General features: G+C 73.0%; 2 pseudogenes. Both read right to left on the bottom strand.

The features are described from left to right. Window positions 1-57: 57 nt before the first annotated feature. Window positions 58-4,974: pseudogene (locus ACWGR4_RS02765) on the bottom strand (acyltransferase domain-containing protein); the annotation flags it as partial. A gap of 370 nt (window positions 4,975-5,344) precedes the next feature. Further along, window positions 5,345-13,684 (bottom strand): annotated as a pseudogene (locus ACWGR4_RS02760) (type I polyketide synthase); the annotation flags it as partial. Between the last annotated feature and the right edge of the window lie 139 nt (window positions 13,685-13,823).

Genomic DNA, 13,823 nt, shown 5'->3' with positions numbered 1-13,823 from the left:
CCTCGAAGTGATGTCGTATCGCAGTGGCGGTGGCCAGTGGGGGTGATGGGGGCGGGCTCATCCGGCCAACCCGGCGGCCCAGTCGACGATGGTCGCCGCGGTCAGGTCGGCGTGGTCCTCCAGGACGGTGAAGTGGTCGCCGGTGATCTCGATCAGGTCGTGCGGCAGCGGCCAGTACGCCCGCCAGTCCCACCGACCCTCGGGGTCGATCACGGTGCCCGCCACCGGCGTATCCGCCTGCGCGACCAGCGTCGGGGTGGCGATCGGCCGAGGCTTCCAGTCCGCGAACAACCTCTGGTAGAGCCCCATCGTGCTGAGGTTGGTGTCGTCGAGTGTCATGTCGTACTGAGCGACGCGCCCGAGCATCCCCTCGATCATCGCGGGCAGCCACCAGTCCATGCCCGGCACCAGGGCGGTGTCGATCGGGAAGGTGTCGACCAAGCCGAGCCCGACCGGGTACACCCCCTCGGCCTCCAGACGTCGGGTCACCTCGTGCGCGATGCATCCGCCCATCGAGCGGCCGACGACGACGAACGGCTCGTCCCCCACCGCGGCGCGTACGGTCTCCACGTGCATCCGCAGCAGCGCGTCCGCGTGATCCGGCAATGACTCGTCGGCCACGAACCCCGGCGTCTGGATCACGAACACGTCCCGCTCGCCCTGGAACACCTGCCCGAACCGGGCGTATTCGTGCGGTCCGGAGATTGCGCTGAGCGACGGGAAGCAGACGATCTTCGGCCCGGCCACACCGGTCGCCAACCGCAACACCGGCTTGACGTGCCGATCCCGTTCGGACTCCGCGAAGGAGGGCCGCAGCCCCGCCGAGGCCATGATCACCTCGGCGGCCGTGGTGTACTTCTCGGCCGCGCACAGTTGCACGTAGAACGATGCGAGCGCGCCCTTGACCCGGTCGGACCCCGTCGGCGTCGAACTCGGCTGTTCGTCGCGCGACGTGCCCTGCTCCGTGAGCGCGGTGCCCAGATGCCGGGCGAGGGCTCGTGGGGTCGGATGCGCGATGGTCACCGTCGCCGGCAACCGCAGGCCCGTCGCCGTGGCGAGCCGGTTGCGCAGTTCGACGGCGGTCAGCGAGTCCAGGCCGACCTCCAGGAACGCCTGTTCCGCGTCCACCGATTCGTCGGCGGCATGGCCGAGGACCACGCCCAATTCGGTGCGGACCAGGTCCACCAGGATCTCGTCCCGCTCCCCCTCGCCGGCCGCCGCGAGCCGCCGACCGAGGCCCGATTCGGCAACCGCCGGGGCGGTACGCGCCACGCGCCGCTTGCGCCGCCCGGCACCGGCGTCGCCCGCCCGGGCACGCGAACCGGTCCCGTCCGCGAGCCGCCCGGTGGGCACCGGACGCGACGTCAGCGACCCGACGGAAAGCACCGGCGCGCCGGTCTCGTCCCAGGCCGCCACCGCCACCGTGTCCGGCCCGGCGGGGGTGAGCCGAATCCGCAGCCGGGCGGCCCCGGCCGCATGCAGCCGTACCGCGTTCCACGCGTAGGCCAGGCTCGTCCCGACCTCCTCGCCGGCCGCCTCGGCGCGCCGCAACGCATCGACCACCGCCACATGCAGCGCGGCATCCAACAGCGCCGGATGCAACCCGAACTCCGCGGCCTGATCCTTCCCTTCCCCGGACGCCCCGACCTCGGCGAACAACGCCTCGCCGGTCCGCCACGCGGCCCGCAGCCCCTGGAACACCGGCCCGTAGTCGATCCCGGCCGCGGCCAGCACCTCGTACGCGTCCTCGACCGGCACCGACACCCCGTCGGCGGGCGGCCAACTTCCCACATCCGGAAGGACGTCGTCCTCGGCGGACTCCGGTGCGAGGAAGCCGCCGGCATGTCGCGCCCACTCCGCGCCGTCCCCCGCCGCCTCGTCCCGGGAGAAGATCGCGAACCGCCGCCGCCCGTCCTCGCCCGCCGAGCCCACCGCGACCTGGATGTGCACGCCGGCGTCGGAGTCGGCGACTTCGGCGTCGTCGGCGTCGTCGCCCTCATGGGCAAGGATCAGCGGCGCCTCGATCACGAGTTCGTCCACCACGCCGAGACCGACCTCGTCACCGGCGCGCACGGCCAGCTCCAGGAAGGCCGACGCGGGCAACAACACCGTGTCGCGGACCGCGTGATCGGCCAGCCACGGATGTGTACGAAGCGACAGCCGTCCGGTCAGCAGGACATCATCCCCGTCGCCGGTGCCCACCGAGGCCCCGAGCAACGGATGCCGCACCGACCGCAGGCCCAACGACGACGCACCGGCGGCGGGGCGGTTCAGTGTCTCGCGCCAATACCGCCGACGCTGGAACGCGTAGGTGGGCAACGCCACGCGCCGGGGCTGGTGTTCGGCGAAGGCGGTGGTCCAGTCCACCTGGACTCCCCGCACGAAGGCTTCGGCAAGCGAGGTGTACAGGCGCTGCGCGCCGCCCTGGTCGCGGCGCAACGTGCCGACCACCACGGCGTGTTCCGGACCGGTCTCCTCCAACGTGGCCTCGATTGCGGCGGTCAGCACGGGGTGCGGACTCGCCTCGACGAACACGCCGTGTCCGGATTCGGCCAGCCCGCGCACCGCTTCCTCGAAGCGCACGGTCTCGCGCAGGTTGGTCGCCCAGTACGCGGCATCCATCTCGGCCGTGTCCAGCCACTCACCGGTCACCGTCGACCACAGCGGCACCGACCCGGAAACCGGCACAATCTCGGCCAAATCCGTGACGATCCTCGCGCGAATTTCCTCCACCTGCGCGGAATGCGAAGCGTAATCCACCGGAATCAACCGTGCCCGACCACCCTCGTCGGTCACCACGGCCACCAACTCGGCCAACGCGTCCGGCTCCCCGGACACCACCACCTGAGCGGGACCATTCACCGCCGCAACCGAAATCCGCCCGTCCCACGCCGCGATCCGCTCCCGCACCGTCGGCTCGGGCAACGCCACCGACGCCATCCCACCACGCCCCGACAGTGCCACGATCGCCCGACTCCGCAGCGCCACCACCCGCGCGCCATCGTCCAGCGACAACCCGCCGGCCACCACCGCCGCCGCGATCTCACCCTGCGAGTGCCCCACCACCGCATCCGGCGTCACGCCGAAGGACCGCCACACCTCCGCCAACGACACCAACACCGCCCACAACACCGGCTGGACCACATCCACCCGATCCAACGACGGCGCACCCTCCACCCCGGTCAACACATCCACCGCCGACCAGTCCACGAACGGCTCCAAGGCCTTCGCGCACTCACCGAACCGCGACGCGAACACCGAAGACCGGCCGTGAAGTTCCGCAGCCATCCCGGCCCACTGCGAACCCTGACCCGGAAACACGAACACGGTCCGACCCACCGGACCGACCGACCCCGAGACCACTCCGGCCGCCGATTCGCCGCGCCGCACCGCGTCCAGGTTCTCGATCAACCCTCGACGGTCACCGATCACCACCGCGCGCTCCGCGAACGCCGCCCGCGTGGTGACCAGGGAGAAACCGACGTCGGCGGTCGATGGCGAGGCGGCGTCCCGATCGAGCCGGTCGAGCAACCGCGCCGCCTGGGCCTGCAACGCCTCCGGGGTCTTCGCCGACAACACCCACGGGAGGACGTCATCCGACACCGGTCGCTCGTCGGTAGGTTCGCCCTCGGTGGCGGGCTGTTCGAGGATGACATGCGCGTTGGTCCCGCTCACCCCGAACGCCGACACCGCCGCCCGCCGGGGCCGATCCACCTCCGGCCACGGCCGGGCCTCGGTCAACAACCGCACCCCGCCGGACGACCAGTCCACGTGCGGCGTCGGCTCGTCCACGTGCAACGTCCGCGGCAACACGCCGTGCCGCAGCGCCTCCACCATCTTGATCACCCCGGCCACACCCGCAGCCGCCTGCGCATGACCGATGTTGGACTTCAACGACCCCAACCACAAAGGCCGGTCCGCCGGCCGATCCCGCCCGTAGGTCGCCAACAACGCCTGCGCCTCGATCGGATCACCCAACGTCGTCCCGGTCCCGTGCGCCTCCACCACGTCCACGTCGTCGGCGGACAGTTCGGCGCCGGCCAATGCCGCCCGGATCACCCGCTGCTGCGCCGGACCGTTCGGCGCGGTCAGGCCGTTGGAGGCGCCGTCCTGGTTGACCGCACTGCCACGTACCACCGCGAGCACCTCGTGGCCCAGGCGTTCGGCGTCGGAGAGCCGTTCCAGGATCAGTACGCCGACCCCCTCGGCCCAACCGGTGCCGTCGGCCGACGCGGCGAACGCCTTGCATCTGCCGTCCACGGAGAGCCCGCGCTGCCGGGAGAACTCGACGTAGCCCATCGGCGAGGCCATCACCGTCGCACCGCCCGCGACCGCGAGATCGCATTCCCCGCCGCGCAGGGACTGTGCTGCCAGGTGCAGCGCGACCAGCGACGACGAGCACGCGGTGTCCACCGTCACCGCCGGACCCTCGAAGCCGAAGGTGTACGAGATCCGGCCCGACGCGACGCTTCCGAGCGTGCCCGTGCCGAGATAGCCCTCCAGCTCCGGCGGCACCTGGTCGAGCGCGGGCGCGTAGTCGATCCCCGCGATCCCGGTGAACACCGACGTGCGACTGCGGCGCAGGCCGGTGACGTCGATCCCGGCCCGCTCGAAGGCGTCCCACGCGGTCTCCAGGAGCAGCCGCTGCTGGGGGTCGGTGGCCGGTGCCTCGCGCGGCGAGATCCCGAAGAACGCCGCGTCGAAGTCGCCCGCGTCCGGCAGGAAGGAGCCGGCCACCGTGTAGGTGGTGCCCGGCCGGTCGGGATCCGGGTCGTAGAGGTCGCGCAGGTCCCAGCCGCGATCGGTGGGCGCCTCGCCGACCGTGTCGGTGCCGGATTCGACCAGCCGCCACAGGTCCTCGGGCGAGGTCACCCCGCCCGGAAGCCGGCAGGCCATCCCGACGATCGCGATCGGCTCGCGCCGACTCGCCTCCACCTCGCGGACCCGCTTGCGGGCCTCGCGGACATCGGCCAGCGCACGTTTGAGATATCCCCGGAGCTTGTCTTCGTCGGACATGGAGCTGCCTTTCCTGAGTGATGGGGCCTGGGGTGGTCGGTCGGGGGTCCGGGGATCAGAAGGATTCGACGTTGCCGTCGAGCAGGCCGAACAGTTCCTCGTCGGTGGCACTGTCCAGATCGATCTCGTCCGGGTCGGCGGACGCCGAGCCGGATGCCGAGCCGAGTGCCGGGGCGTCCCACTTGGCGGTCAGCACCCGCAGTCGCTCGATGATCGCCAACCGCTGGGCAGAGTCGCCGAGATCGGCGGTCAACGTGGCGTCCAGCCGGTCGAGTTCGGCCAGCGCATCGGGCAGGAGCAGGCCGGGGCCGGCGGCGGCAAGCCGCTCGGCGAGGAATTCGGCGACATCGGCCGGGGTGGGGTAGTCGAAGATCAAGGTCGCGGGCAGCTCCAGACCCGAGCCGGTGTTCAGCCGGTTGCGCAGCTCCACGGCGGTCAACGAGTCGAACCCCAGCTCCCGGAAAGCACGTTCGGGCTCGACCGAGGCCGCGTTCCCGTGCGCGAGCACGACCGCCGTCTCGGCCCTCACGAACTCCAGTACGGCAGCAACGCGTTCGGTGCCGGCCAGACCGGCGAGACGCCCCGGGAGTACCGGCCCGGCTGCCGAATCGGCACCCGATTCGGCCGCACCCGGCATCCCGAGCGCGCTTGTACCTCCACCCACGGCCGTCCGGCTCCCGTCCAGCCAGAAGCGTTCGTGCTGGAAGGCGTAGGTCGGCAACTCGACCGGCCGGGCGTGGAATCCCGCATAGGCCACGCTCCAGTCGACCTCCACCCCGCGTACCCAAACCTCGGCCAGCGAGGTGTACAGGCGCTGCGCGCCGCCCTGATCGCGGCGCAACGTACCGACCACCAGGGAGCGGCCCGCCGCTGCGACTTCCAGGGTCTCCTGGATCGCCGCCACCAAGACGGGGTGCGGACTGGTCTCGACGAACACGCCGTGCCCGGACACAGCCAGCCCGCGCACCGCGTCCTCGAAGCGCACGGTCTCGCGCAGGTTGGTCGCCCAGTACGCGGCATCCATCTCGGCCGTGTCCAGCCACTCACCGGTCACCGTCGACCACAGCGGCACCGACCCGGAAACCGGCGTAATCCCCGCCAGGTCGGCAACGATGCGGTCCCGAATCTCCTCCACCTGCGCCGAATGCGACGCGTAATCCACCGGAATCAACCGCGCCCGACCACCCTCGTCGGTCACAGCCGCCACCAACTCGGCCAACGCGTCCGGTTCCCCGGACACCACCACCTGACCCGGACCATTCACCGCCGCAACCGAGATCCGCCCATCCCACGCCGAGATACGCTCCCGAAGCACCTCCACCGACTCCGCCACCGATGCCATGCCGCCACGCCCGGACAGCGCCACGATCGCCCGACTCCGCAGCGCCACCACCCGCGCGCCGTCATCCAGCGACAACCCGCCGGCCACCACGGCCGCCGCGATCTCACCCTGCGAGTGCCCCACCACCGCATCCGGGACGACCCCGAACGAGCGCCAGACCTCGGCAAGCGACACCAACACCGCCCAGAGCACCGGCTGGACCACATCCACCCGATCCAACGACGGCGCACCCTCCACCCCGGTCAACACATCCACCGCCGACCAGTCCACGAACGGCTCCAAGGCCTTCGCGCACTCACCGAACCGCGACGCGAACACCGAAGACTGGCCGTGAAGTTCCGCGGCCATCCCGGCCCACTGCGAACCCTGACCCGGGAAGACGAACACGGTCCGACCGAGGGTGCCCGTCGCGGACCCGGTCACCACACCGGCCGCGGAGTCGCCCCGGGCCAGCGCGCCCAGCTCGTCGGGCAGTGTGTCCGAGGCGCCGATCAGCACGGCGCGCTCCTCCAGGGCCGCGCGCGAGGCGAGCAGCGCCGCGCCGACGTCCACCGGTTCGAGGTCGGCCTGCGCCAGCGTGTCGATCAGCCGAGCGGCCTGGCCGCGCAGGGCCGGTGCCCGCTTGGCCGAGATCAGCCACGGGAGCACCACGTCGGGGTCCCGGTGCGGGTCGGCGACCTCAGGGGCGGCGTCCGGCGGAGCCTGCTCCAGGATCACGTGCGCGTTGGTCCCGCTGACCCCGAAGGACGAGACTCCGGCCCGGCGCGGGCGCCCGGTCTCCGGCCAGGGACGGGCCTCGGTCAGCAGTCGAACCCCGCCCGACGACCAGTCGACATGCGGCGTCGGCTCGTCCACGTGCAGCGTCTTCGGCAACACCCCGTGGCCCAGCGCCTCCACCATCTTGATCACCCCGGCCACCCCGGCGGCGGCCTGGGCGTGGCCGATGTTCGACTTCAACGACCCCAACCACAACGGTCGATCCGCCGGCCGATCCCGCCCGTAGGTCGCCAACAACGCCTGCGCCTCGATCGGATCACCCAACGTCGTCCCGGTCCCGTGCGCCTCCACCACGTCCACCTCGGCCGCCGGCACGCCCGCGTTCGCCAACGCCGCCCGGATCACCCGCTGCTGCGCCGGGCCATTGGGCGCCGTCAATCCGTTCGACGCACCGTCCTGGTTGACCGCCGAACCCCGGACGACCGCCAGTACCCGATGCCCGTTGCGCCGGGCGTCCGACAGCCGCTCCAGGAGCACCAGTCCGACGCCCTCGGCCCAGCCGACGCCGTCCGCCGCGCCCGCGAACGCCTTGCAGCGGCCGTCCACGGACAGTCCGCGCTGCCGGGAGAACTCGGTGAACGCGCCGGGGGAGGCCATCACCGCGACCCCGCCCGCGACCGCCAGGTCGCTCTCGCCCAGGCGCAACGACTGTGCGGCCAGGTGCAGGGTGACCAGGGACGACGAGCACGCCGTGTCGATCGTGACCGCCGGGCCCTCGAAGCCGAACGAGTACGAGATCCGGCCCGACGCGACACTTCCCGCGTTGCCGTTGCCGACGTAACCCTCCAGGGCGGCAGGTACGTTGCCCGGATGCGGCGCGTAGTCGTGGTACATCACCCCGGCGAACACACCCGTCCGGCTGCCGCGCAGCGTGGTCGGGTCGATCCCGGCCCGCTCGATCACCTCCCAGGTCGTCTCCAGGAGCAGCCGCTGCTGCGGGTCGGTGGCCAGCGCCTCCCGGGGCGAGATCTCGAAGAAGCCGGCGTCGAACTCGGCGGCGTCGTAGAGGAATCCACCGTGTCGGGTGTAGGACTTGCCGGCCGCCTCCGGGTCCGGGTCGAACAGCTCCTCGACGTCCCACCCACGATCCTCGGGGAACGCCCCCACCGCGTCGGTACCGGAGGCCACCAGCCGCCACAGGTCGCCGGCGGACGAGACGCCGCCCGGCAGCCGGCAGGCGGTACCGACGATCACGATGGGATCGTCCGTGCCCGACAGGGGCGTTGCCACGGCCGGGCTCGGCTCGGGCACGCCCGCCGCCTCGCCCAGCAATTCGCCGCGCAGGAACTCGGCGAGGGCGGCCGGGGTCGGGTGGTCGAAGACCAGCGTCGCGGGCAGCCGCAGACCCGTGGTCGCGCCCAGCCGATTGCGCAGCTCGACCGCCGTGAGCGAGTCCATGCCCACCTCGCCGAACGCACGTCGTGCACCGAGCGTTTCGGGGTCGGCGCCGAGGACGCCCGCGACCTCGGCGCGGACCAGGTCGAGCAGTTCCCGCTCCCGGTCGGCCGGACTCAGGCCGGCCAGTCGGGCGGTCAACGCACCGCCATCCGCCGACCGGGCCGCCGCCGTGGCGATCCGTCGGCTCGGCCGGACCAGCCCGCGCAGCAGCGCGGGTACCGCGTCCGGCCGGGCCCGCAGGCCGGCCAGATCCAGCGGCGCCGGGATCGGCACGGCCGCGTCCGGACCGTCGGCGCCGCCTCGGGGCCGTACCACGTGATCGAACAGGCGCAGTCCGTCCGCCGTGGCCAGCGGCCGGATGCCGGCCCGGGCCGCACGCCGCCGATCCGCCTCCGCCAACCCGGCGGTCATCCCGCCCGCCTCGGCCCACATCCCCCACGCCAACGACACCGCCGGCAGCCCGAGCGCCCGCCGGTGCAGCGCGAGCGCGTCCAGGAAGCCGTTGGCCGCCGCGTAGTTTCCCTGTCCGGGGCCGCCGAGCACACCCGCGACCGAGGAGAACAGCACGAAGCCCGCCAGGTCCTGATGCCGGGTCAACTCGTGCAGGTGCCATCCGGCGTCGACCTTGGGCCGCAGTACCGCCGCCAGCCGCTCGGGCGTGAGCGCGTCGACCACGCCGTCGTCGATCACGCCCGCCGCGTGCACCACGGCGGTGAGCGGATAGGCCGCCGGCACGCTCGCGATCAGTGCGGCCAGCTGGTCCCGATCGGCCACGTCGGCCGCCGCGACGGTGACCTCCGCGCCGAGCTCGGTCAGCTCGGCCGACAACTCGCCCGCGCCCGGCGTGTCGAGTCCGCGACGGCCGGTCAACAGCAGCCGCCGCATGCCGTGTTCGGTCACCAGGTGACGGGCGACCAGGGCCCCGAGCACACCCACACCGCCGGTCACCAGGACGGTCCCGTCCGGATCCCAACCGCGCGTGTCCTCGATGGGCCCCGAGCCGACCGCTGCCGAACCGACCGTCCCCGAACCGACCGATCCGGGCCCGACCGCCGCCGCCTCGATCCGCCGCAGTCTCGGCACGAACAACGCCCCGCCGCGCACCGCCAGTTGCGGTTCGTCGGCGTCACGCGCACCCGCATGGGCCGCGCCGAGCGCGGCCTCCGAGGCCGGCTCCCCGTCGTAGTCGATCAGTACGATCCGGCCCGGCTGTTCGGCCTGCGCCGACCGCACCAGACCGGCCACCGCCGCGGCGGCCGGGTCGGGATCCTCCCCCGCGGCCACCGCGAACGCGCCGCGTGTGAGCACCACGATCCGCTCGGCCTCCGACCGCAGGACCTCCAGCACCCGCGCGGTCTCCCGATGTGCCGAAGCCGACGCGTCCTGCTCCGTCGGCCGCACCGCCACGACCACCGCGCCGGCACCGAACTCCCGGCCGTCCTCGCCCGGAGTCCCGACCGGCGCCGCTCCCGCGACCCACTCCACCTCGAACAGCGCGTCCCGCTCCGGCGTTCGCGCCCCCTCCAGCTGATCCGCCGTCACCGTCCGGGTGGCCAGGGACTCGATCGAAACCACCGGCGTGCCGTTCCCGTCGGCGGCCGTGAAGGTCAGCTCGCCCGGGCCGGTCGAGCCGATCCGGATCCGCAGCTCCGTCGCGCCGGACGCGTGCAGCCGTACCCCGTTCCAGGCGAACGGCAGTCGGCGCCCCTCGGCCGCGTCCGGGTCGGCCAGACTCCGCACCGAGGCGATGTGCAGCGCGGCGTCGAGCAGGGCCGGGTGGATGCCGAACCGGGGCGCGTCCCGGTGTTCGTCGGCCGGCAGCGCGGCCTCGGCCAGGATCTCGCCGCCGAGCCGCCAGGCGGCGCGCAGGCCGCGGAAGGCCGGGCCGTAGTCGATGCCCGCCTCGGCCAGGGCCGCATACGCCTGCGAGACGTCGATCGGGCTCGCGCCGGCGGGCGGCCACGTCCCGGCGTCGCCGGACCGGGCCGGGGCCTCGGCGGCCCGCCGCGGGTCCTGCGACGTGCTCAGGAAGCCCACCGCGTGCCGGGTCCAGGGCGCGTCGCCATCGGCGTCGGCCGGTCGTGCGTACACCGCGATCGGCCGACGGTCGGCGGATTCACGAGCCCCGACGACCACCTGAAGCTGTACCGCGTCGCGCTCGCGCAGGATCAGCGGAGCCTCGATCACCAACTCCTCGACGGTGTCCAGGCCGACCTCGTCCCCGGCCCGGATCGCCGCCTCCACGAAGGCAGTTCCGGGCACCAGGACCGACCCGAACACCACGTGTCCGGCCAGCCACGGATGGCTGCGCAGGGACAACCGCCCGGTCAGCACCACCGTCTCCGCGCCGCCGTCGGCCGCACCGCCCGCCACCCGCAACGACGCGGCAAGGAGCGGGTGATCGGCCGCGCCGAGCCCGAGCCCGGAGGCGTCGTCGGCACCCACGGCGGGCTGGTCGATCCAGAACCGCCGGTGCTGGAAGGCGTACGTCGGGAGGTCGACCCGCCGGGCGTTGGAACCGGCGTACCACGCGGGCCAGTCCACCGCCGCGCCGTGCACATGGGCCGTGCCGAAGGCAAGCAGCGCGGTCTCGTTCTCCGGCCGATCCCGGCGCAGCGCGGCGGCGAACGCCGGTGCGTTGCCGCCCTCACCCGCGTCCGCGTCCGCCAGGCTGTCCTGGGCCATCGCGGTCAGCACCCCGTCGGGTCCCAGTTCCAGGTAGGTGGTCACGCCCGCGTCGGCCAGGTGGGCGATCACGTCCCGGAACCGCACCGCGTGCCGAACGTGTGCCACCCAGTGCGCGGCGTCGAGCGGTCGCCCGGCGTCGGCGGGTCGACCGGTGAGGTTGGAGATCACCGGGATGCGCGGCGCGTGGTGGGTCAGACCGGCCGCGATCCGGCCGAACTCGTCGAGCATCCCGGCCATCAGCGGCGAGTGGAACGCGTGGCTGACCCGCAGTCGTTTGGTCTTGCGGCCCCGTGCGGCGAACTCGGCGGCGACCGCGAGCGTCGCCTCGGCGGCCCCGGACAGCACGATCGAGCGTGGCCCGTTGATCGCCGCCACCGCCACCTCGCTCTCCCGACCGGTCAGCGCGGCGGCGACCTCCTCCTCCGTGGCCTGGACGGCGACCATCGCGCCGGTCGTGGGCATCGCCTGCATCAGCCGGGCCCGGGCCGCGACCAGGGTCGCGGCGTCGGGAAGGATGAGTACGTCCGCCACATGTGCGGCGGTCAGTTCGCCGAGCGAATGTCCGGTGACGAAGTCCGGCCGCAGGCCCCAGGACGCGTACAGCCGGTACAGCGCCACCTCGATCGCGAACAGCGCCGGTTGTGCATACACTGTCCGGTCGAGTTGTTGGGCCGCGTCCTCGACCAGGCCGAACACCACGTCGCGCAGCGGGTACGGAACGTGCCCGGCCAGCTCGGCGTCGAGCGCCTCGGCGACCTCGTCGAAGGCGGCGGCGAACACCGGTTGTGCGGCGTGCAGTTCGCGGCCCATGCCGACACGCTGGCTGCCCTGCCCGGTGAACAGGTAGGCCAGCGGCCCCGATCCGCCCGCGCCGCCGCGTACGAGGCCGGCGGCGGGCGTGTCGGCCGCGAGCGCGTCGAGGCCGGCCAAAAAGCCCGCCGGGTCGTCGGCGACCACGATCGCGCGTTCGTCGAACCGGGCCCGGGCGGTGGCCAACGAATAGCCGACGTCGAGCACATCGGCACTCCCCGGCGCCGCACCACGCACATGTGCGGCCAGTCGGGCCGCCTGGGCGCGCAGCGCGGCTGGGGTCCTGGCGGTGAGCAGCCAGGGCGTCGCTCCCGACGGTCGCCGCGTACTCGCCTGCCCCGGTTCGGCCGGCAGGCCCCGATCGGCGGCCTCGGGCTGTTCGAGGATCAGGTGTGCGTTGGTTCCGCTCGCGCCGAAGGCCGAGATCCCCACCCGCCGGGGCCGACCGGTCTCCGGCCAGGCCCGGGCCTCGGTGAGCAGCCGGACCGCGCCCGCCGACCAGTCCACGTGCGGGGTCGGTTCGTCGATGTGCAGCGTCCTGGGCAGTACGCCGTGCCGCATCGCCTCGATCATCTTGATCACGCCGACGATCCCGGCGGCGGCCTGGGTGTGGCCGATGTTGGACTTGGCCGAGCCGATCCACAGCGGCCGGTCCTCGGGCCGGTCCCGACCGTAGGTCGCGATCAGCGCCTGGGCCTCGATCGGGTCGCCCAGGGTGGTTCCGGTGCCGTGTGCCTCGACCGCGTCGATGTCGGCGGCGGTCAGCCGGGCGTCGCGCAGCGCCTGGCGGATCACCCGCTGCTGCGAAGGTCCGTTCGGCGCGGTCAGGCCGTTGGAGGCGCCGTCCTGATTGACGGCGCTGCCGCGCAGCACCGCGAGGACCCGGTGGCCCAGGCGGCGGGCGTCCGCGAGCCGTTCGACCAGGACCAGACCGGTGCCCTCGGACCAGCCGGTGCCGTCGGCGGCGCCGGCGAACGCCTTGCAACGCCCGTCCGCGGCCAGCCCGCGCTGTCGGGAGAACTCGACGAAGCCCAGCGGCGACGCCATCAGCGTCACCCCGCCGGCCAGCGCGAGGTCGCATTCGCCGCTGCGCAGCGAGTGGGCCGCGAGGTGCAGCGCGACCAGCGAGGACGAGCATGCGGTGTCCACCGTCACGGCCGGGCCCTCGAAGCCGAACGAGTAGGCGATCCGCCCGGAGGCGACACTGGCCGCGTTGCCGTTGCCGATGTAGCCGCCGACCTCGTCGGGCACCCGGCTCAACCGGGCCGCGTAGTCCTGGCCGTTGAGGCCGGCGAAGACCCCGGTGCGGCTGCCGGCGAGGGTGGTGGGGTCGATGCCGGCCCGCTCGAACAGCTCCCACGCGGTCTCCAAAAGGAGCCGGTGTTGCGGGTCGGTGGCCAGTGCCTCGCGTGGCGAGATGCCGAAGAACTCGGCGTCGAAGCCCGCGATGTCGGGCAGGAACGCGCCCTGGCGGGTGTACGACTTCCCCGGTCGATCGGGGTCCGGATCATACAACTCCTCGACGTCCCACCCTCGATCGGCGGGGAAGTCGCCGACCACGTCGATGCCTTCGGCCAGGATGCGCCACAGCTCCTCGGGGGATTCCGCGCCGCCGGGCAGCCGGCAGGCCGCCGAGACGATCGCGATCGGCTCGGGCGTCGGGTTCCGTGCCTCCTCCAACCGGGCCTGTGTGTCGTGCAGTTCGACGGTCAGCCGCTTGAGCAGGTGGCGGATCTGCTGGTCGCTCATGGTGGTTGTGCCTTTCGCGTGGACCGGCCGGTCGGGAGCTACC

This window comes from Embleya sp. NPDC055664 (genome assembly GCF_053618075.1).
Note: the sequence above shows the minus strand (reverse complement) of the source record. Positions and strands in the feature narration are given on the sequence as shown.